The sequence below is a fragment of the Solwaraspora sp. WMMD791 genome, from assembly GCF_029581195.1.
Classification (GTDB): domain Bacteria; phylum Actinomycetota; class Actinomycetes; order Mycobacteriales; family Micromonosporaceae; genus Micromonospora_E.
The window spans coordinates 2,920,013-2,939,175 of sequence record NZ_CP120737.1 but is presented as its reverse complement, the minus strand read 5'-3'; the positions used below and the strand labels follow the sequence as shown (position 1 = coordinate 2,939,175).

19 protein-coding genes are annotated in these 19,163 nt (G+C 73.2%); 11 read left to right on the top strand and 8 right to left on the bottom strand.

The features are described from left to right. Positions 1-30: 30 nt before the first annotated feature. The gene (locus tag O7623_RS12940) at positions 31-1,497 is read right to left on the bottom strand and encodes an MFS transporter (RefSeq protein ID WP_282228869.1); all 1,467 of its coding nucleotides are present in this window, start codon (positions 1,495-1,497) and stop codon (positions 31-33) included. 252 nt (positions 1,498-1,749) lie between these two features. Next, entirely contained in the window at positions 1,750-2,817 is a 1,068-nt protein-coding gene (locus tag O7623_RS12935) for a mechanosensitive ion channel family protein (RefSeq protein ID WP_282228868.1), read from the bottom strand. A 261-nt stretch (positions 2,818-3,078) separates the two neighbouring features. Here O7623_RS12935 and O7623_RS12930 point away from each other — a divergent pair, with 261 nt between their 5' ends. Beyond that, complete coding sequence (locus O7623_RS12930; RefSeq protein ID WP_282228867.1) at positions 3,079-3,615, top strand: HNH endonuclease; 537 nt, start codon at positions 3,079-3,081, stop codon at positions 3,613-3,615. Between the two features lie 72 nt (positions 3,616-3,687). On the opposite strand, the gene O7623_RS12925 is transcribed toward O7623_RS12930, so the two are convergent. Both O7623_RS12925 and O7623_RS12920 read right to left on the bottom strand, forming a co-directional pair. Then, complete coding sequence (locus tag O7623_RS12925) at positions 3,688-4,695, bottom strand: class F sortase (RefSeq protein ID WP_282228866.1); 1,008 nt, start codon at positions 4,693-4,695, stop codon at positions 3,688-3,690. Positions 4,696-4,710: 15 nt separating this feature from the next. After that, the gene (locus tag O7623_RS12920; protein ID WP_348775160.1) at positions 4,711-5,193 is read right to left on the bottom strand and encodes a hypothetical protein; all 483 of its coding nucleotides are present in this window, start codon (positions 5,191-5,193) and stop codon (positions 4,711-4,713) included. Between the two features lie 193 nt (positions 5,194-5,386). Between O7623_RS12920 and O7623_RS12915 the strand changes: the two genes are divergently transcribed. Genes O7623_RS12915 through O7623_RS12905 form a run of 3 tightly spaced genes read left to right on the top strand, consistent with a single transcriptional unit; the run spans position 5,387 to position 7,660 of the window. Beyond that, the gene (locus tag O7623_RS12915; protein ID WP_282228864.1) at positions 5,387-6,931 is read left to right on the top strand and encodes an amidase; all 1,545 of its coding nucleotides are present in this window, start codon (positions 5,387-5,389) and stop codon (positions 6,929-6,931) included. Between the two features lie 32 nt (positions 6,932-6,963). Then, a complete protein-coding gene (locus O7623_RS12910; RefSeq protein WP_282228863.1) occupies positions 6,964-7,254 on the top strand; it encodes a hypothetical protein in 291 nt (96 codons plus the stop codon). Positions 7,255-7,300: 46 nt separating this feature from the next. Beyond that, positions 7,301-7,660 (top strand): DUF5130 family protein, encoded by a 360-nt coding sequence (locus O7623_RS12905; protein WP_282229395.1) that lies wholly within the window; start codon positions 7,301-7,303, stop codon positions 7,658-7,660. A 54-nt stretch (positions 7,661-7,714) separates the two neighbouring features. On the opposite strand, the gene O7623_RS12900 is transcribed toward O7623_RS12905, so the two are convergent. Continuing rightward, positions 7,715-8,749 (bottom strand): NAD(P)-dependent alcohol dehydrogenase, encoded by a 1,035-nt coding sequence (locus O7623_RS12900; protein ID WP_282228862.1) that lies wholly within the window; start codon positions 8,747-8,749, stop codon positions 7,715-7,717. 305 nt (positions 8,750-9,054) lie between these two features. Then, positions 9,055-11,607, bottom strand: coding sequence for an aminopeptidase N (gene pepN / locus O7623_RS12895; protein ID WP_282229394.1), 2,553 nt, complete (start codon positions 11,605-11,607; stop codon positions 9,055-9,057). Between the two features lie 217 nt (positions 11,608-11,824). Between pepN and O7623_RS12890 the strand changes: the two genes are divergently transcribed. The 4 genes from O7623_RS12890 to O7623_RS12875 all read left to right on the top strand — a co-directional run bounded on the left by O7623_RS12890 (position 11,825) and on the right by O7623_RS12875 (position 14,655). Next, positions 11,825-12,451: a DsbA family protein gene (locus O7623_RS12890; RefSeq protein WP_282228861.1), complete on the top strand. Its 627-nt coding sequence runs from the start codon at positions 11,825-11,827 to the stop codon at positions 12,449-12,451. 129 nt (positions 12,452-12,580) lie between these two features. Further along, complete coding sequence (locus O7623_RS12885) at positions 12,581-12,823, top strand: hypothetical protein (RefSeq protein ID WP_282228860.1); 243 nt, start codon at positions 12,581-12,583, stop codon at positions 12,821-12,823. Positions 12,824-12,944: 121 nt separating this feature from the next. Next, on the top strand, positions 12,945-14,144 hold the full coding sequence (locus tag O7623_RS12880; protein WP_282228859.1) for a DUF1015 family protein: 1,200 nt from the start codon (positions 12,945-12,947) through the stop codon (positions 14,142-14,144). A gap of 43 nt (positions 14,145-14,187) precedes the next feature. Then, a complete protein-coding gene (locus tag O7623_RS12875) occupies positions 14,188-14,655 on the top strand; it encodes a ribose-5-phosphate isomerase (RefSeq protein WP_282228858.1) in 468 nt (155 codons plus the stop codon). 110 nt (positions 14,656-14,765) lie between these two features. Here the strand turns inward: O7623_RS12875 and O7623_RS12870 are convergent, their stop codons facing one another. Together O7623_RS12870 and O7623_RS12865 are read right to left on the bottom strand one after the other, a co-directional pair. After that, positions 14,766-15,155: a hypothetical protein gene (locus tag O7623_RS12870; RefSeq protein WP_348775159.1), complete on the bottom strand. Its 390-nt coding sequence runs from the start codon at positions 15,153-15,155 to the stop codon at positions 14,766-14,768. A gap of 137 nt (positions 15,156-15,292) precedes the next feature. Further along, positions 15,293-16,519, bottom strand: a complete 1,227-nt coding sequence (locus O7623_RS12865) for a GNAT family N-acetyltransferase (protein ID WP_282228856.1) — start codon at positions 16,517-16,519, stop codon at positions 15,293-15,295. A 113-nt stretch (positions 16,520-16,632) separates the two neighbouring features. Between O7623_RS12865 and O7623_RS12860 the strand changes: the two genes are divergently transcribed. The 3 genes from O7623_RS12860 to O7623_RS12850 are packed head-to-tail and all read left to right on the top strand — an operon-like array spanning position 16,633 to position 19,137. Next, positions 16,633-17,271, top strand: a complete 639-nt coding sequence (locus tag O7623_RS12860; RefSeq protein WP_282228855.1) for a hypothetical protein — start codon at positions 16,633-16,635, stop codon at positions 17,269-17,271. A gap of 37 nt (positions 17,272-17,308) precedes the next feature. Then, complete coding sequence (locus O7623_RS12855; protein WP_282228854.1) at positions 17,309-18,226, top strand: phosphatase PAP2 family protein; 918 nt, start codon at positions 17,309-17,311, stop codon at positions 18,224-18,226. 17 nt (positions 18,227-18,243) lie between these two features. Then, a complete protein-coding gene (locus tag O7623_RS12850) occupies positions 18,244-19,137 on the top strand; it encodes a hypothetical protein (RefSeq protein WP_282228853.1) in 894 nt (297 codons plus the stop codon). The last annotated feature ends 26 nt before the right edge of the window (positions 19,138-19,163 follow it).

Below are 19,163 nucleotides of genomic sequence, written 5' to 3'. Positions count from 1 at the left end.
GCCGGGGCGCGGGCGGCCGGCCCGGGTCCGTCAGGCGCTGCCGACCTGGCTCGGCGGCTGGTCGCCAGCGCCGCCGGCCCGGTCCTGACCGGCGCTACCGGCGCGTGGGTCGGGTCGACTCTGTGGCACCAGCCGCCCGACCGTCGACCCCGTCGGCCCGCTGCCCGCCGACCCCGTCGCGCCGGCGGTCGGCGGCGTCGTCGCCTCGGTGACCGCGACCGCGGCGGCAGCGGCGTCGAAGCGCTCCGCGTCAGGCCACCGCAGCAGCGCCAGCGAGACCACCATCGCCCCGGCCAGGCTCCACAACCCGACCACCGTGGGGATGTCGAAGCGGTCGGCGAGCACCCCGGTGAGCAGCACCGCCGTCCCCTGGCTGACCTGCATTCCGGTCGCCACCACTCCGAACGCACGGGCGCGGTAGCCCTGGGGCAGAGCCCGGACGAACAGCCCGTTGGTCACCGGCAGCAGCCCGGCCACCGCGAAGCCGCAGACGGCGGCCAGCGCCGCCACCACGACGGGACTGGGGTCGAACATCACCGGGGCCAGCACGAGTGGGGCGAGCACCGCGAACGGACGGATCAGTTGGCTGCGTCGGTCCGGGCGGACGAACCGGCCGATGAGCAGGCCACCGAGGATGTAACCGGTCGGACTGGCCGCCATGATCATGGCCTGGGCGAGACCACGGTCGGCGTCGTCGACGCCCGGTTGGGCCGCCCACTCGGCCGCCCATGCCGCCGCCAGCCCTTCGGGGACGATCGCGAACAACGGGACCGTCCACACCAGTACCGCGATGGCGCGCAGGACGTCGGTGCCCCACACCAGCCGGAACCCTTCCGCCGTCTCACGCAGCAGATGCTGCCGGTCGTCGACGCTGGTCGTCGCTGGTCGCGCCCGGATCCCCAGCCGGACCACCAGCGCCGACAACGCGAACGTCGCGGCGTTGAGCAGCAGCGCGGCACGGGGGTTGACAGCGGCGACGGCCGCGCCGGCGACGTACCCGCCGACCTGGACGAGCTGGCTGGTGCTGGCGTTGACCGACAGCCCGACGATGAGCCGGTCACCGGTGAGGATCGTCGGGATCAGCGCGGAGCGGGCCGCCTGGTTCGGTGGGCTCGCCAGGGTGGCGCAGAAGAGCAGCCCCAGCATCGCCCACACCGGCAGTCCGGGGATCGCCACCAGCGCGATGAGCACCATCCGGATGAGGTCGGTGGTGATCATCACCCGGTGGTACGGGTACCGCTCGGCGACCGTGGTCAGCAACGGCCCACCGATCAGCCAGGGCAGGAAACTGACCGCGAAGGCGGCCGCCGACAGCGCGACCGACTGGGTCTGCCGGTAGACCAGCACCGTGACGGCGGCCTTCGCGATGTAGTCGCCGGCCCAGGACAGCGTCACCGAGGCGAACAGGAAACGAAACTCCCCGACCGCGAAGACATCGCGGAAGGTGGCCGGTTTCCCGGCGTGGTGTGTCTCGTCGGACACGGACGGCGCCTCCATCGTTCTCGGCGGCCCGCTCGTGGCAGGTGCGCCGGGGAACGTCCCGGACGTACGGCTGAGCGAAGTGGCGGTGACACTCCGATGACACTCGTCCCGGATCATGCCCGATCGGGTGACATCTGGCTAGTGTGAACGGCTGGTTTGTCGTCACTCTGACTAAACGTACGGATGACAACCAGACCGCCATCCGGCGCCTCCGCCCTGCTCATCGGCTGATGGCGGCTACCCCGCCGGCCGCGCCGTCGGGCGGACTCAGGTCGCCGTGCCCGCGATTCCGCCCTCCTGCTCACCGGCCGACCCCCGGGCGACGAACATCCGCCCGGCGGCGATCTGCGCCGAGATCCCGGAGGTCTGCAACGCGGCGGCCAGCTGGCGGCGCAACTGCCTACCCACAGTGAACTGACCCTCCGCCGTGGTCTTGGCGACCGTACGGATCACCGCGCCGTCGATCGTGATCTGTTCCACGCCGAGTACGTCGGGCGGCTCCACGAAATGGTCGGCGAACTCGCCGTCGGCGGCCACCCCCAGAGCGGCGGTACGCAGTACCGCGGTGGCCTGCTCCGGGTCGGCGAAGCCGATCGGCATGTCGACCACGACCATCGCCCAGCCCTGGCTCTTGTTGCCGACCCGGATGATCTCCCCGTTGCGGATGTACCAGAGGACACCACGGGCGTCGCGAACCGTGGTGATCCGCAGGCCGACCGCCTCCACCACGCCGGTCGCCTCGCCGAGGTCGACCGTGTCACCCACGCCGTACTGATCCTCCAACAGCATGAACAGGCCGGAGAGCAGATCCTTCACCAGCGCCTGCGCCCCGAAGCCCAACGCGATGCCGGCGATGCCGGCGCTGGCCAGTAGCGGGGCGAGGTTGAAGCTCAGCTCGCCGAGGATCAGCAGGACAGCGAGGGAGAACACCACCGCGCTGACCATGCTGCGCAGCACCGACCCGATCGCCTCGGCCCGCTGGCGCCGTCGCTCCGGCATCGCCACCGGCCCGACCGGTGGTACCCGCTCGCGCAGCGGCCGCAGGATCGCCGGGCCGGACACGGTCGAGGTGCTCGTCACCAACCGCTGGATGGCCCGGTGCAGCAGGTACCGCAGCACCACGGCGGCGATCACGATCAACAGGATCCGGATCGGCTTGACCAGCAGCCAGAAACTGCCCTCGGCCAGCCAGGGCAGGCCGGTCCAGTCGAACACCTGGTTGCAGACCGGATCGTCCTGCGGGCACTCCGGGCTCACGGTCGGAGCGGGTGACTCCTGCGCCGACCAGGCCAGTGGCCCGGCGACGTCAGCGGGTGGTAGCAGCTGCACGGTCATTTCGTACCGTACGTCGCCGGCCGGTCGGCGGGCGGCCCACCCGAGCGGCGGAACCGGACGCAACGGGTCATCGGCGCACCATCCGCCGACCGCCCACGGGGTAGCGGCCGAATAGTACGTGCATTCGGGTCATCTATCGGGGACTATTGGCGCACAGGTGTCGGCGCCACGCCGACGCAGGTCACGGTCCGATGGTCGGATCGTGTCGATTCACGTCAGGTGCCAGGAGCGGGTGGGAACACAACCGAGAGGGTGAGCGGGATGCCTGACATACGACCCACGGTGGGCTCCGGTTCGTTGGTGCTCAATGCCACGTACGAGCCGCTGTGTGTCGTATCGGTGCGTCGGGCCGCCATTCTCGTGCTCTCCGCGAAGGCGGTCTGCGTCGCCGATGGCGAGGGCATGCTGCACAGCGCCCGGCAGCGTCTGCCGGTGCCCTCCGTGGTGCGCCTGACCCGCTACGTCCGGGTGCCGTACCGCACGCATGTCGGCCTCTCCCGGCGGGCCATCTTCGCCCGCGACGGCGGGCGCTGCGGCTACTGCCGGGGCCCGGCCGAGACCATCGACCACGTCTTTCCGCGCAGTCGCGGCGGTCGGCACGTCTGGGAGAACGTCGTCGCCGCCTGTGCCCGCTGCAACCACACCAAGGGTGACCGGACGCCAGCGGAGCTGGGCTGGCGGCTGCAGACCGCGCCGGCGGCGCCGAAGGGTACGGCCTGGCGGGTGCTCGGACACCGGGCACCCGATCCACGCTGGGCCGACTGGCTGGACCTGCCCGAGGCCGAAGCCGCCGCCTGAACCGGGCCGACGGAAACGAGTGCCGCCTGAACCGGGCCGACGGAGGCGAAAGTGTCGGCCCGCCGGGCCGGTTCAACCGCCCTCGGCATCGACCAGGGAGGCGAAGACGACCACGTTGTCCGCGTATCCGGTGGAGCCGCCCACCCACTGGCCGCCGCAGGTGATCAGGCGCAGGCCGGGGCGGCTGTAGTCGGCGTACACCCGTTCGGCCGGAAGCGACGACTTGTCGAACCGTTCCACCGAGTTGACCTCGAAGACCGCCACCGAGCCGTCCATCCGCCGGATCTGGATCTTCGCACCCGGCTGCAGCGTGCTCGCCTGGTAGAACACCGACGGCCCGGTGGTGGTGTCCACGTGCCCGACGATCACCGCCGGGCCGTTCTCGCCCGGGGTCGGGCTCGCCACGTACCAGCCGGCCTCGTTGTGCCGGTTCAGCTCCGGTACGGCGATCGTGCCGTCGTCGGCCAACCCGACGTCGTGCACCGCCGCCTGCAGCCGCAGCGACGGAATGGTCAGGCTGACCGGGTCACTGGCCGCCATCGGCGGGTGTTCCGGGCTGACGTGGCGGTCCGCGCCCGGCAGCCACCGCGCCAGCGGGGTGCCGGTGACCCGTTCGAAGCCGAACCCGGCGACGAACACGCCGACGACGATCAGCGCCAGGGCCACCGGGCTGAACCGGGGCGTACCCGCTCGGGCCCGCCCGGCGGCACCCGCGACCTGTCCGACACCGGACCGATCACGCCGGCGGCCCCACGGCCAGCCCCGGTGCCCGCCGGAGCCGCGCCGCCGGGCCGGTGCGGACCGGTCGGCCGCCCGGGAGCGGCCCGGCAGCCCGGTGGGCTGCGAGGCGGGTACGGCGGCCACCCCGCGCACCGGGGCCCGGGCGATGCCCCGGGCGGTACCCGGGACGGCCGGCAGTGGCGCCGGGCAGTCGGCGTCCAGGGCCGGCCTGGGCCGGCCGTAGGTGCTCACCCGTGGCGTGACCGTGTGCGCGGTGGTCCCGGCTGTGCCGATCTGGGCCAGTACCGACACCAGAGCGCCGTACAGCCGGTCCTGCGACGGTGTGCGACGGGCGGCCATCTGGCCGTCGGCAGGTCAGGCGCCGGAGTCGGCGCGGCGGCGGCGCATGGCGAGCAGCCCGATGCCCACCCCCAGCCCGACTGCGGCGATCCCCCCGGCGAGCAGGGCCGAGCCGCCGGCTCCGGTGCCGGCCGAGGCGGTCCCGCCCCCGCCGGCGTCCGGCCCCCGGGTCGGATGGGCGGTGCCGGTCACGGTGAGCGTGGTGGTCGCCGTGTTGCCGTTCTGGCACTGCAGGTCGACCGGGTAGCGCCCCGGCCGTTTGCTGCCGGGTACCGTCACCTGACCGGTGAGCAGGCCCTGGTCGGGCGTGACGATCACCCGGCCGAATGCGTCCGACTCGACGGTCGCCTGGCTGTTGTTGTCGTCGCCGCAGCTGGCCCGGATCGTCAACCGTTCACCGGCCTGCACCGTGCTCGGCTCGGCCTCCACGTACGTGCTGCCGGCGTAGGCCGGTGTCGCCGCCGCCAGGACCGTCGCGATGCCGATCAGCACGGCCATGGCCAGGCCGGCGAGCGTCCGGACCGGTTGCCTCGATTTCCGCATGATCCCCTCCCGAGCTCACCGGTCGGACTTCCCGCCACGGCCACCGGCACGCCGCACCGACCGGGTGAATCACGCCGCACCACCCGGGTGGGTCACGCCGCACCACCCGGGTGGAGCCGGTGTGCCGGCGGCCTGCCAGGATCGACCCATGCCGCAGATCCATGAGCTGAGTGGGGTGGAGCAGGCGGCCGCGGTCCGCCGGGGCGAACTGCGCAGCATCGACCTCGTCGAGCACTACCTGACCCGGATCGCCGCGCACTCCGACACCGTCGGCGCCTTCGTCACGGTCACCCCGGACGCCGCCCGCGAGCAGGCCAGGGTGCTCGACGAGGTGCCGTTCGCCAGCCGCGAGCGGCGGCACCCCGGCCCCCTGTACGGCGTACCGGTGGCGATCAAGGACCTCACGCTGACCGCCGGGGTGCGGACCACCTTCGGCTCGGCCGCGTTCGTCGACCACGTACCGAGCGTCGACGCCGACGTGGTGCGGCTGCTGCGTGCCGCCGGCACCGTCAGCCTCGGCAAGACCACCGCCGCCGAGCTGGGCTGCGCGCTCTACACCGAAGGCGAGGTGGCCCCGCCCGCGCGTAACCCGTGGGATCTGACCTGCACCGCCGGCGGCTCCAGCGGAGGCGCCGCAGCCGCGGTCGCCGCTGGGCTGGTGCCGTTCGCGCAGGGCTCCGACGGCGGCGGCTCCAACCGGATCCCGGCCGCGCTCTGCGGCCTGGTCGGCTACAAACCCACCCGGGGGCTGGTCTCCGGCGGGCCGCTCGGCGCCGGCGGGTTCGGACTGCCCAGCCACGGGCCGATCGCCCGGACCGTGACCGACGCCGCCGCGCTGCTCGACGCCATGGCGGTGCCGGTGCCCGGCGAGCCGTACCTGCCACCCGCCGCGCCGCCGGGTACCCCGCTGGCGGCGGGTGACCATCTGGCCGCAGGTGGCTACCTTGCGGCGGCCCGGGCCGCCGATCCCGGCCGGCTGCGGATCGGCCGGTTCACCACCCCGATGCTCGCCGACGAACCGGTGCACCCCGACTGTCTGGCGGCGGTGGACACGGCGGCGGCGCTGCTCGCCGACGCCGGCCACGACGTGGTCGAGGTCCCGGCACCGCTCGGGCCGCAACTGTGGCCGCTGTTCGAGACCATCTGGTACGTCCTGGCGCTGTCCCCGGTGCCGCCGCAGCGGCAGGCCCAGCTGCTGCCACTGACCCGGCTGCTACGCGAACGGGGTCAGGCGATCAGCGCGGCGACGCTGGTCACCACGCTGAGCGAGCTGCAGGTCCAGGTACGCCGGGCGATGCACGCAGTCGCCGGGCTGGACCTGCTGCTGTGCCCGACGCTGAGCCGGCCACAGGCACCGGTCGGCTGGTTCACCGAAACGGGTGACCCGGCAGAGGATTTCGACCGGCAGCGGCGCTTCTCGCCGTACTGTGCGGTGTTCAACGTCACCGGGCAACCGTCGGTGTCCGTTCCGGTGGCGGACAGTGCTGCCGGTCAGCCGGTCGGCGTCCTGCTGACCGGGCAGGCCGGTGCGGACGCCACGGTGCTGGCCGCCGCCGCCCAACTTGAGCAGCGGGCCGGCCGAACCGGGCGGCACCCGGAGATCTGGTGGGCCGACGGCTCCGCTACCGTGAAGGCGTCTGAGCCGCAACGGGCTGGCGGCGCGGCCACGTCCAGGACTTCTGACATCCGCTGAGTCCCTTGAACCGATGCCGGGGGGCGTTGAGATTGTCTGTAACCCACACGGTGCTGTACTTCGTCGTCATCCCGGCGGCCGTCGTGCTCGTGGTGGCCGCTCTGGCGCTGGTCGGCGGGCGCGGCGGGGCGGACCGCCGCTACCGCCCGGGCCGACCGTTCGAGTTCAGCCCGGTCTGGTTCGTCGCCGCCGGCGACAGGTCCGCAGGGGTCCAGGCGGCGGAGCTGCCCGCCGGTACGGAGCCGGCGGCGATCGAGTCCGCTGAGGCCGGTTCCGGGCAGTCCCGGCCGGGTGCGACGGGAGGCGCAAGTGACCGTTGGTGAGCAGGTGCACGAGCAGTCGAGTGACGCCACCCGTCGGGCCGCGACCATGCCGGGGCCGTTCAACACCCGGCAGCTGCTCCGCCTCGACGAGGCATTGCGGCTGGCGGACTCGGCGACCGGTCTGGCGTTCAGCATCTACGTCGGCGATCTCGTCGAGCCGTCCCGGGAGTACGCGGTGACCCTGCACCGGCAGCTCACCGACCCGGACTCTTCGGTGCTCATCGCCGTGTCGCCGAACCAGCGGCTGCTGGAGATCGTGACCGGGGCGCAGGCGCGCCGGCGGATCCCGGACCGCGACGCCAAGCTCGCCGCGCTGTCCATGGTGGCCTCGTTCGGCGGCGGTGACCTGGCCGGAGGCCTGGTCAGCGGCATCGACCAGTTGGCGTCCCGCGCCGGCAAGGTCTGACCGGGACCGGCCGGGCCGCCGCTCGGCACCGGCGGTGGACTTCGCCCGTGCTGGTCAGGGGACCAGCACGGCCCGACCGTGGATCTGACCGTCGCGCAACTGCTGGTACGCCTGCACCGTCTCGCTCAGCGGGAACGTCTGCACCTCGGCGCGGAGCAGGCCCTGCCGGGCGAGTGCGATCACCTCGGCCAGCTCGGCCCGGGTGCCCCAGAACGGGATGACCGCGCCGGTCTCCAGCGGCACCGGTGGCGGTCCCTCTGCGGTCGGCGTCATCGGTAACGTACCGCCGCCGAGGCCGACCAGTGTGAGCTGCCCGCCGGTGGAGACCACCTGACGGGCCGTCGCCAGGGTGGCGTCGACGCAGACGAAGTCGAGGACCACCTCGGCGCCGTCCGGCGCTGGACCGGTCAGTTCGCGGATCTGCTCGACCGCCGCCGGCCCGGCCTGCACGGTGTGGTGCGCGCCCATCCGTTTGGCCAGCCGCAGCGCGGCGTCGCTGGTGTCCACCGCGATGATCGTCGTGGCGGTGGTCGCCGCCAGGATCTGCACGGCCATGTGACCGAGACCACCGATGCCGATCACCACACAGCAGGTGCCGGGCCGCAGCGCGTCCCGGCTCAGCGAGATCGCGTGGTACGGGGTGAGTCCGGCGTCGGTCAGTGGTGCCGCCTGCACCGGGTCCAGCCCGCCCAGCGGCAGCAACCGGTCCGCCGGCACCACCACGTGGTCGGCGAGCCCGCCGTCGCGGCTGAGGCCGATGCCGCCGACCGGTACGGTGCGGCACTGGTTCTCCCGTCCGCGCAGGCAGGCCCGGCAGCGCCCGCAGCCGAGGATTCCGTACACCGCCACGGCCTCCCCGTCGGACCATCCGCTCACCCCTGGGCCGAGCTGGGCGACCCGGCCGGCGATCTCGTGGCCGAGGGTCATCGGGGTGGGGAAGACCCCGGCGGGCGCGTCGAGGATGTGCAGGTCCGAGTGGCAGGCACCGACGGCCGCCATGGCCAGCAGCACCTCGCCCGGACCGGGCGTCGGGGTGGGCACCTCGACCAGTTCGAGAGTGCCGGGCGCGGTGAGTTGGATGGCACGCATGCCCTCAGCGTCGGCCCTGCCCGGCGGCCCCGTCCGGCGAACCGTCCCGGATCACCCGCTGCGGCTGAGCCCTCCCGTCCCGCGTGCCGAAGCGGGTGCCGCCCTCGTCCGGCCACGGGTCCTGGCCGGGTAGTGCCTGCGCAGGTCGGAGGTCGTCATCCGGTCGAGCACCCGGTCGGCCGAAGAGGTTCACCTCGAAGATTGGGTGAGGCTGAGAAACCTGACAACTGCGTCGAAGGGTGTCTCAGCCTCACCTCGATGGCGGCCGGTACGCCGAGCCGGTCAGCCGGCGGCGGCTGAGTCGCTCAGCCGGCGGCGGCCGTGTCGGTGGCCCGCGCGGTCAACGCCCGGACCACGCCGTCGCGGCCCTCGGCGACCAGCCGGCGCAGCGGTGCCGGGTGTCCCTCGCCGGCCAGCCATTCGTCGGTCGCGTCGACCGTCTCCTGCGAGACCAGGTACGCCGGGTAGGCGAGCATGACGAACTCCTGCGCCGGCTCGCTGTCGCGGGTCGCCCAGATCCGGCCGGCCACCTCGAAGTACTTCTGCCGGTACGGCGCGGTCAGCTCCACCTGCGTCGGGTGCTGGAAGCCCTGCAGCAACGCCCGGTGCTGCCAGTTCGGCAGGCTGTCGGGTCCGGTCAGCTGGGCCCAGACGGCAGCCTTGTTGGCGGCGTCCGGCAACAGGGCGCGGGCCAGTGCGGCCTCCCGCTCGCCGCTGGCGGTACGGTCCCGGGCCAGCTCGGCGTCGATCTGTTCGCCGGTGGCGGCACCGTTGGCGGCCAACGACTGCAGCACCGTCCAGCGCAACTCGGTGTCGATGGTCAGCCCCGGTACCACGTCAGCGCCGTCGAGCCAGCCACGCAGCACCGCCAGGTCGTCGTCGGAGCGGGCCGCGGTGGCGAAACTCCGCGCCCAGGCCAGCTGGAAACCGCTGCCCGGCTCGGCGGCCCGCAACGCCGTCCGGGCGGTACGGGCCAGGTCGGCCCAACCCTGCGGCGCCCAGCCCGGCTCGGCGTAGAACGTCAGCGTGCTGGTCGCCTGCCGCAGGGTCGCGGTCACCAGGTTGATGTCGGTCTCGGTGGGCAGCCCGGCGAGGACGAGGGCGACGTAGTCGCGGGCGGCGAGTTCGCCGTCGCGCACCATGTCCCAGGCCGCCGCCCAGCACAGCGCCCGCGCCAGCGACGAATCGAACGCGCTGATGTGCTGCACCACGTTGGACATCGAGTCCGGGTCGAGTCGCAGCTTCGTGTAACTCAGGTCGTCGTCGTTGAGCAGCAGCACGTCGGCGGCACGCTGCCCGACCAGCTCGGGCAGCGCGGTCCGCTCGCCGCTGATGTCGACCTCGGCCCGGTGCCGGCGCACCAGCCGCCCGTCGACCAGGTCGTAGAGGCCGACCCCGATCCGGTGGGTACGCAGCGTCGGGTACCCGGTGGGGGCCTCCTGCAGCACCGTCACCTGCTGGTAGGTGCCGTCGGCACCGACCGCCAGCTCCGGCCGCAACGTGTTGACCTGGGCGGTCTCCAGCCACTGGGCGGCGAACTTGCGCAGCTCCCGACCGGAGGCGGTCTCCAGCTCGGTGAGCAGGTCGTCGAAGGTGGCGTTGCCCCAGGCGTGCCGCTGGAAGTAGCTGCGCAGGCCGGCCAGGAACGATTCCAGACCCACGTACGCGACGAGCTGCTTGAGCACGCTGGCGCCTTTGGCGTACGTGATGCCGTCGAAGTTGACCTCGACCGCCTCCAGGTCCGGCATCTCGCAGTAGACCGGGTGGGTGGAGGAGAGCTGGTCCTGCCGGTAGCCCCAGTTCTTGCGGACCGACAGGAACGTGGTCCAGGCGTCGGTGAACCGGGTCGCCTCCGAGTTGCACCAGTGGCTGGCCCACTCGGCGAACGACTCGTTGAGCCACAGATCGTTCCACCAGCGCATGGTGACCAGGTTGCCGAACCACATGTGGGCCAGCTCGTGCAGCACGGTGTTGGCCCGCTGCTCGTACTCGAAGTCGGTGACCTGGGAGCGGAAGAGGTAGTGCGCCTCGGCGTGGGTGACCGCACCGAAGTTCTCCATCGCGCCGGCGTTGAAGTCCGGCACCCAGATCTGGTCGTACTTGGGCAGCGGGTACCGGACCCCGAACTGGGTCTGGAAGAAGTCGAAGCCCTGCGCGGTGATCAGGTGCAGGTCGTCTACGTCGAGGTGGTCGGCCATGCTGGCCCGGCAGAAGTAGCCCAGGTCGACGCCGTCGTGGCTGCGTCGTACCTCGTGGTACGGACCGGCGCACAGCGCGGTGATGTACGTGCTCATCCGCGCCGACTCGACGAAGTGGACGGTCTTGGCGTCGGTGCCGGCGGGCTCCTCGCTGGCGACCGGCATGTTCGAGATGACCCGCCAGTGCGCCGGCACGACCGCGTGCCAGGTGTAGACGCTCTTGAGGTCGGGCTGGTCGAAACAGGCGTACACCCGCTGGGCGTCGGCGGTCTCGAACTGGCTGTAGAGGTACGTCTCTCCGTCGACCGGGTCGACGCTGCGGTGCAGGCCCTGGCCGCTGGCCGAGTAGCCGAAGTCGGCCTCGACGACCAGCGTGTTCTCGGCAGCCAGGTCCGGCAGGGTCAGCCCGGTCTCGGCCGACCAGCCGGCTGCGTCGAGCGGGCGTCCGTTGAGCGTCGCGGTGTGCAGCCGGTCGGCCGCCACTTCGATGAAGGTGCTCGCGCCCGGCTCGGTGCAGCGGAACGTGACCGTCGTCGTCGAGCGGAACACCCGGTTGTCCGTGGCATTGCCGGCGGCGGACAGGTCCAGGTGGATGTCATACCCGGTCACATCGAGCAGGCGGGCACGTTCAGCCGCCTCGACCTGGGTCAGGTTGCGCACTCCAGCCACCGTGGTGCCTCCGTCCGAAATCGTCCTGCCGTCTTCGTCGACGGCACGGGGACCTGCTGGGAATGGCCCCGTTCGGCCAAGTCTTTCACGTCATGGGCCGGTGGCGAGGCCGGCCCACATCATGGACGCGGGGTGGGTTGACCGGTGTCCAGCGAGGTAAACCGGACCGGGGCGGCCCAACGCCGCCGGAGAAAAGAGAGGGAGTCTGATGTCCGACCGTCAGACCGTGGACATGTACTTCGACCCGATGTGCCCGTGGGCCTGGATCACGTCACGGTGGTTGCTGGAGGTGGAGCAGGTCCGGCCGGTGGACGTGCGGTTCCGGGTGATGAGCCTGGCCGTGCTCAACGAGGGGCGTGATCTGCCGGAGGAGTACCGCAGACTGCTGGACCAGGCCTGGGGACCGGTCCGGGTCGCCGTCGCGGTCCAGGAGAAGCACGACCAGGCGGCGGTACGGGCGATCTACACCGCGCTGGGCGAGCGGATCCACCTGCGGCGGGAGAGCATCGACGAGCAGCTGTACGCCGGAGCGCTCGACGACGCCGGCCTGGATCCGGAGTTCGCCGCCGCGGCCACCGACGCGACCTGGGACGTGCCGCTGCGGACCAGTCACGCCGCCGGGATGGCCCCGGTCGGCATGGACGTCGGCACTCCGGTGATCCACGCCCCCGGCCCGGACGGCACCGGCCAGGTCGCCTTCTTCGGCCCGGTGGTCACCCCGACGCCGCGTGGCGAGGCAGCCGGGCGACTCTGGGACGGAGTCCTGCTGGTCGCCGCGACCCCGGGATTCTACGAGCTGAAGCGGTCTCGGGACGTGGATCCCACGTTCGACTGACGGGCGGCAAATCCCCGGCGTGTCGCTGCACGCGCCACGTGACGCGTCGGCGACGCGGGTCGTTTCCCAGGATGTTCACCCCGCCGGCCCGGCAGGTAGCCGGGTCCACCCGACGCATCGGAGGTCAACATGCTGGTCGACATCGACATCGACTCCGACTACTGGGATCTGCCCGTGCTGCGCGAGGCGATCGCGGCCCGGGTCTGGGGCGCGGCGACCGAGGACGACCCGTACGGGCAGGCGCCGTCGTACCCGATGGCGGCCGTGACGCCGTCGTACCCGATGGCGGTCGGGTCGTCGTACCCGACGGTGGTGGTGCCGGCCGCCCGGTCCGGCGGTGGCCGGCACCGACGCGCCACCCCGGTGGGATGATCCGCCGCACCCGCCGCGCCTGCGATGGACAGCGGCCCGGTGGAACCGGGCCGCTGTCCATCGGGTGGACAGGGCGGATGTATCGGGCGTCACAGCAGGCACCGCCGGTAGCGTCCGCGCCATGACGGTCGCACACCCGATTCCCCGCGCCTGGATCACCACCGGCGACACCGGCGCCCAGAATTACGACGAGTTCGCCTCCGACGCCGAGATCACCGCGATCATCGAGACGAATCCCCGTAGCGCGTTGGCGGTGGAGATGCCGCACCGGGCCCCGGAGAGCCTGGGCCAGTCCTTCCTCGACTGCCTGCCGGTCGCCGCGCAGCGGTTCGCCCGGGCCCGCGCCGACGGCAGCTATACCCCGGCCGACCAGGTGGCGGTTCTCTACCGGATCACCGAGCCGGCCAGCGACGCGGCCGCGTACGGCCTGTTCGTGATGGTCGACACCGACCAGATCTCGACCAGCGCCGACGAACCGGGCCTGGTGATCCGCAACGAGGACGTGTTCATCGCCAAGGTCCGCGAACGGGTCGCGCTCGCCGAGGCCGTCGGGCACCTGCTCTCCCCGGTGCTGCTGCTGCAGACCGGCGTCGGCGACGAGCTGCACACCGCGCTGGCCGCGGCCTGCGACGCCGCCGGCGCGCCGGCCGCGACCGACCTGGACCAGGCCGGCCGTACCCACGCGATCTGGCCGGTCGGGCCGGGCCCGCTGCAGGACCGGCTCTGTGCCCTGGCCGGTGGCGGGGAACTCGTCGTGGCCGACGGCAACCACCGGAGTCTCGCCGCCCAGACCGGCGGGCTGACCCGCTTCCTGGCGGTCGTCACCACGCCGGCCTCGGTCGCCATCCAGCCGTACAACCGGCTGGTCAGCGAGTTGCCGTCGACCCCGGACGAGTTGCTGGCCGGGCTGCGGGCCGCCGGCGCCACGGTGACGGCGGTCGACGGTGCGCCGACGGTGCCGTCCGTCGGCGGCACCGTGCAGCTCTACCTGGCCGGTCGCGGCTACGCGGTGACCCTGCCGGCCGGCGCCGGTGACCGGGTCGACAACCTGGACCACGCCCTGGTCGAGCGGGTGCTGCTGCGGGGCGTCCTCGGCCTCGACCCCGGTGACAAGCGGATCACCTACGTCGGCGGTGACTATCCGGCCGGCTGGCTGACCGGTGAGGTGGACGCGGGCCGCGCCGAACTGGCTGTCCTGATCGCCCCGGTGACCGTCGACGACTTCGTCGCGGTGAACCTGGCCCGGCAGAAGCTGCCCCGCAAGAGCACCTGGTTCACCCCGAAGGCCCGGGGCGGCCTGGTGGTGGCCGAAATCGGCTGACCCGGGTGTGCCGGTGCCCGGCCGGCGCTGACAGACTGCGGGTATGCGCGTCTACCTGGCAGCCGACCACGCCGGCTACGAGCTGAAGGTGCACCTGGCCAACCACCTGGCCAAGCAGGGGTACGAAGTGACCGACGTCGGACCCCACGAGTTCGACCCGGACGACGACTACCCGGCGTTCTGCCTGCACGCAGGCGCCCGGGTGGTCGCCGACCCGGGCAGCCTCGGGGTGGTGATCGGCGGTTCCGGCAACGGCGAGCAGATCGCCGCCAACAAGGTCGCCGGGGTCCGGGCGGCCCTGGCCTGGAACCTGGAGACCGCGCAGCTGGCGCGTACCCACAACGACGCCAACATCGTCGCGATCGGTGCCCGTCAGCACACCCTCGACGAGGCGACCACCCTGGTGGAGGCGTTCCTGGCGACCGGGTTCTCCGGCAACGACCGGCACGCCCGCCGGATCTCCCAGGTCGCCGCGTACGAGGTCGACCGGGAGTTGCCACCGCTGCCGTGACGGCGTCGCCGGCAAGCCAGCGGTGGCCATCGGCGGCCCGCCACCGGGACACCGCTGGTGTCCCGGACCCTCGGGTCGCGTCTGGTGTCCCGGACCGTCGGATCGCGTCGTCAGCGGCGGGGCAGATCTTCCCGGGGCACCCAGTGCCGGCGGACGATCGTCAGGGTCGCCTCGGCGGCGGCGAGGTCGTCCTCGCCGGGCCGTGAGGCGTCCCGGGCCCGCAGCGCGGTGGCCGGGTTGACCTGCGACGTGCCGGAGCCGACGAGGCCGCGCAGGCCCCGGTCGGTGTCCCGGTCGTCGGAGCCGTAGCCGCTGCCGCCACCGCTGCCGGAGCGCCCGATGGTCTGCCGGCGCTGCCGGTGCCCGCCGGGCTCCGGCCGGTGCCCGGCCGGCTCCGGACCACGCGGTACGGGGGAGGGCGGCCGGGGTCCCGGTGCCGGCGGGCGGGCCGGGACCGGATCGGGGCCCGTCGCGGCCGCCGGCGTGGGCCGGTCCGCCACCGGTGCGGGCCGCCCTGACGTCGGTGCGGGCCGGTCCGATGTCGGTGCGCCCGGCTCCGTCGGCGTGCCGTGCCGGTGCCGTCGCCGTCGCCGTTCGTTGTCCGCCATGCGCCGACCGTACCGCGCCCGCCGGCGGCTCAGAACACTTCGATGCCGGCCGGGGCGCGGTCCCAACCGAACGCGGTCGCCGCCTCGGCCACCGCGCCGTGGCGCAGCTCGCGGACCCGGCCGGCGGCGGCCAGCGCCCGCAGCGACACCCCACCCAGGTACGCCGCGCCGAGATCACGCACGTCGCATGCCAGATCGGCCGGCTCGGTGCTCGGTACGCAGCGGGCCCGCTCCCGGTCGCCGGTGAGCCGCCAGCGGCCGGCGTTGTCCGGCAGCAGCCCGTCGGTGACCTCGACGACCACGTCCACCCCGGCGGCGTACCGGCGGGCGGCCAGTGCCGCGCCGACGTCGACCAGCCGGACCCAGAGGCTGTCGGCCAGGGTCGCGCCGAGCTGCCGGGGCTCGTCGACCAGATGCAGCAGCGGTTCGTCGGTCGCCGCGTACCGCAGCGAGACACTGCGGCTCAGGTCGATGCCGGTCAGGAACCGCCACAGCTCGGCGTACGCGGTCGGGTCGTCGGCCACCGCCTCGACGACCTGGACCCGGGCCTGCGGGCCCCGGCCGGACCAGTCGCTCGTCGTGCGCCACAAGGCGTAGCCGTCCGGCCCACCCGGCCCGTCGTGGACCACCGCGCGCAGCGCCGTCTGCCCGGACTGTCGGGCGGGCGTGTCGGCCAGCACGTACCGCCACCAGCGGTCGTCGCGGCTCGACCAGCCGGGCCGACCGACCCGGACCCGGTCGTAGACCGCCGCCAGCGCCGATGCCAGCCCGCCTGGGTCACCGGTGCGCAGGCCGGTGGTCGGGCCCGAACCGACGACCCGGGTCTCCCGCAGGTCGATGTCGAGTTCGAGGCGCTGCGCCGCCATGCCGTAGCCGTACCGGGGATAGATACGACCCTCGCTGGCCCAGAGCACCGCCACGGCCTCGCCGCCGTCGCGGACCTCGCGCAGCTGACGGTGCATCAGCCGGGTGAGCAGCCCACGCCGTCGGTGGGTCGGTGCCACCACCACCATCGTCACGTGCGCGGCCGCCACCACGTTGCCGGGAACGGTCAACTGCCGGGTGTACGCGCCAACGTGGCCGACGATCCGGTCGTCGTCGGTGACGACCAGGCACCGGTCGGGCTCGAAGACGCCGCGCTCCACGTCGACGACGTCGGGGTCCGGATTCTGGTGGAACGCCGCCAGCAGCAGCTCCAGGACAGGATCGAAATCCGCTGGTACGGCGGCCCGCACCGGCGGCGAATTGTCGGTCACTGCACCTGTCTAGCTGATCGGTGGCGGGGTCGGCGACCTATTTGTCGGCTCGCTACTCTCGAAAAGGAGCATCTAGCGGTACGGGGGTCCGCCCGCACCCGTGGGGAGGAAACATGCCGGATCAGCACACGCCATGGGCCGAGCGGACCGTCGAGGTGCCGCCGCAGCGGACGGCGGTCGACGGGGAGACCGCGACCCTACCGGCCGGTGCGCCGGGCGGTGCCGACGCCGCGGGCGGCCCCGGCGCCGACGGTGCCGGGGTGTTCCAACGCGGGGTCGCGCAGGTCGGCCGGGCCGCGCCCCGCACCGCCGAGTTCACCGCGCCGCACGAACCGACCGGCACCGGCTGGCCGCCGGAGGCCGGCGGACCCGGCTGGGCGGACGGCCCGGTGCGCCAGCCGCGCCCGCCGATGAGTCACCACCTGGCCCAGTTGCGCCGGGGCGGCGAGTGGAGCGTGCTCGGCGGGCTGTTCGCCTTCGTCTGCTGGGGGGTCTGGGCGATCTCGGCGCGCGGCAACCTGGGCAGCCCGGTGCTCACCTTCGTGCTGACCCTGCTGGTCGGCGTCGGTCTGTTCGCGCTCTGCCGGGTGGTCGGCCGGGTGGTGCTGGAGCGCCAGTTCGGCCGGGTACGCCGGGGCGCCCGTGCCTCGCACATGGTGACCGGGGCGTACCTGATCGTCGTCGGATTCGCGTACCTGCGGCAGACCGAATGGGTGGTCAGCGCCTGGAACTGGCTGGCCGGTTGGTTCTGATCCGGCGGTGCCGCCCGCCCGGCGCTACCGTGACGACATGCGCAGTCGCGGCGCGACCCTCCTGGCGGCCTGGTGCCTTCTGCTGGCCGTCGGGCAGACCGTGGCGTTCGCGCTCGTCTGGTGGGCCTTCGTCCGGACCTGGCGGGGGCAGTCGCTCGACACGATCGCGTTGACCGGCAACTCGATCGGCCAGGACGAGGCGTACGGGCCGGCGAGCACGGTCCTCGGCGTGGTGTCGGTGGCGTCGCTGGCGTTGGCGACCGGGGTCATCGGCTTCATCGCCCTGCTGCGCGGCCGGGTGCTGCTCGCCGTGGTGGCGATGGCGGTGATCGCCGGGTCGAACCTGACCACCCAGCTGTTCAAGTACCGGGTCGGCCGGCCGGACCTGGGCGTCGACCCGATCGACGCGTACGCCGCCAACAGCCTGCCCAGCGGGCACACCACGGTCGCCGTCTCGGTGGCGGTGGCGTTGGTGCTGGTGCTACCGGCGGCGTTACGGGGCGTCGGTGCGTTGGCCGGTGCGACGTACGCGGCGGCCGCCGGGGTGGCGACGTTGTCCGCCGGCTGGCACCGGCCCAGCGACGCGGTGGCGGCGATCCTGGTGGTGGGGGCCTGGGCGGCGGCCGGGATGCTGGTGCTCGCGCTGGCCGGGCCGGCCGGTACCGAGCCGCGCGCCACCGGCCGGCACCCGGCCGCGTTGACCCTGCTCGTCACGGCCGGGCTGGCGCTGCTGGTCGTGGCCGGGCTGGCGTTGGTGTCGACCGAACCGGTGACCGCGACGCCGCTGGAGGTGGTGAGCCGGCGCCGGCTGTTCGTGGCGTACGCCGGCAGCGCTGCGGGGATCGCCGGCACCGCCGCGTTGGTGCTGGCGATGGTCCTGGCCACCGCCCGTCACGTGGTGGCCGCACCGGCTGCCGCGGCGGCCGGCGCGACGGTGGGAACCGTTCGGGATTGAGCCACGTCTCAGCCATCATGACGATTTATCGAGGCGTACGGGTGGCGGCGACCGCCGCCTCCCTGTTGCTGCTGACCACCGCATGCGCCCAGACGGGCGGGGCCGACGCCGCCGAGGACGCCGCCGCTGGCGGCTCGGCGCTGTCCGGCGACGCGCTGGTGCTGCGGGTGGACTACACCGGCGGGTTCACCACCCCGGCGATGCTGGCGACCCGGCTGCCGATGATCAGTGTGTACGCGGACGGCCGGGTGATCACCCAGGGTCCCACGATCCTGGTCTATCCCGGGCCGGCGATGCCCAACCTGCAGGTCCAGACGATCAGCGCCGAGCAGGTCGACGACCTGGTCAAGCAGGCGCTGGCCGCTGGCGTCGGGACCGTGTCGGACCTCGGCACTCCGCCGGTGGCCGACGCCGCGTCCACCCGGTTCACCGTGCAGACCGCCGACGGCGTCGAGCAGTTGGAGGTCTACGCGCTGGCCGAGGCCGCCGACGCCGGCCAGTCGGGGCTGACCGACGAGCAGGTCTCGGCCCGGGAGAAGCTGCGGGCGTTCGCCGACTCGCTGACCGACCTGCCGGGCACGATCGGCGGCTCGGCGGAGGATTCCGCGCCGTACGTCGCGGAGGCGATCGCCGCCGTCGCCGAGCCGTGGGTGGCGGTCGACGAATCGGTCGACGCCAGCCAGCCGGAGGTGGCCTGGCCCGGCCCGCAACTGCCCGGTACGGCGCTGTCGCCGAACCTGGAGCTCGGCTGCGTGACGGTCACCGGCGCCGAGCTGGAGAAGCTGCGGACGCTGGCGGAGGATGCCACCACCGCCACCCCGTGGACCTCCGACGGCAAGCGGTGGACCGTCACCCTGCGGCCGCTGCTGCCCGACGAGTCGGACTGCGCCGACATCGCCGCGTCGCGCTGACCCTCCCCAGCCACCGGCGATCCCGG

Excerpts from the sequence above, each read along its gene's own strand:
- O7623_RS12940 (WP_282228869.1), bottom strand. The coding sequence starts at position 1,497 with ATGGAGGCGCCGTCCGTGTCCGACGAGACACACCACGCCGGGAAACCG.
- O7623_RS12935 (WP_282228868.1), bottom strand. The coding sequence starts at position 2,817 with ATGACCGTGCAGCTGCTACCACCCGCTGACGTCGCCGGGCCACTGGCC.
- O7623_RS12930 (WP_282228867.1), top strand. The coding sequence starts at position 3,079 with ATGCCTGACATACGACCCACGGTGGGCTCCGGTTCGTTGGTGCTCAAT.
- O7623_RS12925 (WP_282228866.1), bottom strand. The coding sequence starts at position 4,695 with ATGGCCGCCCGTCGCACACCGTCGCAGGACCGGCTGTACGGCGCTCTG.
- O7623_RS12920 (WP_348775160.1), bottom strand. The coding sequence starts at position 5,193 with ATGGCCGTGCTGATCGGCATCGCGACGGTCCTGGCGGCGGCGACACCG.
- O7623_RS12915 (WP_282228864.1), top strand. The coding sequence starts at position 5,387 with ATGCCGCAGATCCATGAGCTGAGTGGGGTGGAGCAGGCGGCCGCGGTC.
- O7623_RS12905 (WP_282229395.1), top strand. The coding sequence starts at position 7,301 with ATGCCGGGGCCGTTCAACACCCGGCAGCTGCTCCGCCTCGACGAGGCA.
- O7623_RS12900 (WP_282228862.1), bottom strand. The coding sequence starts at position 8,749 with ATGCGTGCCATCCAACTCACCGCGCCCGGCACTCTCGAACTGGTCGAG.
- O7623_RS12890 (WP_282228861.1), top strand. The coding sequence starts at position 11,825 with ATGTCCGACCGTCAGACCGTGGACATGTACTTCGACCCGATGTGCCCG.
- O7623_RS12885 (WP_282228860.1), top strand. The coding sequence starts at position 12,581 with ATGCTGGTCGACATCGACATCGACTCCGACTACTGGGATCTGCCCGTG.
- O7623_RS12880 (WP_282228859.1), top strand. The coding sequence starts at position 12,945 with ATGACGGTCGCACACCCGATTCCCCGCGCCTGGATCACCACCGGCGAC.
- O7623_RS12875 (WP_282228858.1), top strand. The coding sequence starts at position 14,188 with ATGCGCGTCTACCTGGCAGCCGACCACGCCGGCTACGAGCTGAAGGTG.
- O7623_RS12860 (WP_282228855.1), top strand. The coding sequence starts at position 16,633 with ATGCCGGATCAGCACACGCCATGGGCCGAGCGGACCGTCGAGGTGCCG.
- O7623_RS12855 (WP_282228854.1), top strand. The coding sequence starts at position 17,309 with ATGCGCAGTCGCGGCGCGACCCTCCTGGCGGCCTGGTGCCTTCTGCTG.
- O7623_RS12850 (WP_282228853.1), top strand. The coding sequence starts at position 18,244 with ATGACGATTTATCGAGGCGTACGGGTGGCGGCGACCGCCGCCTCCCTG.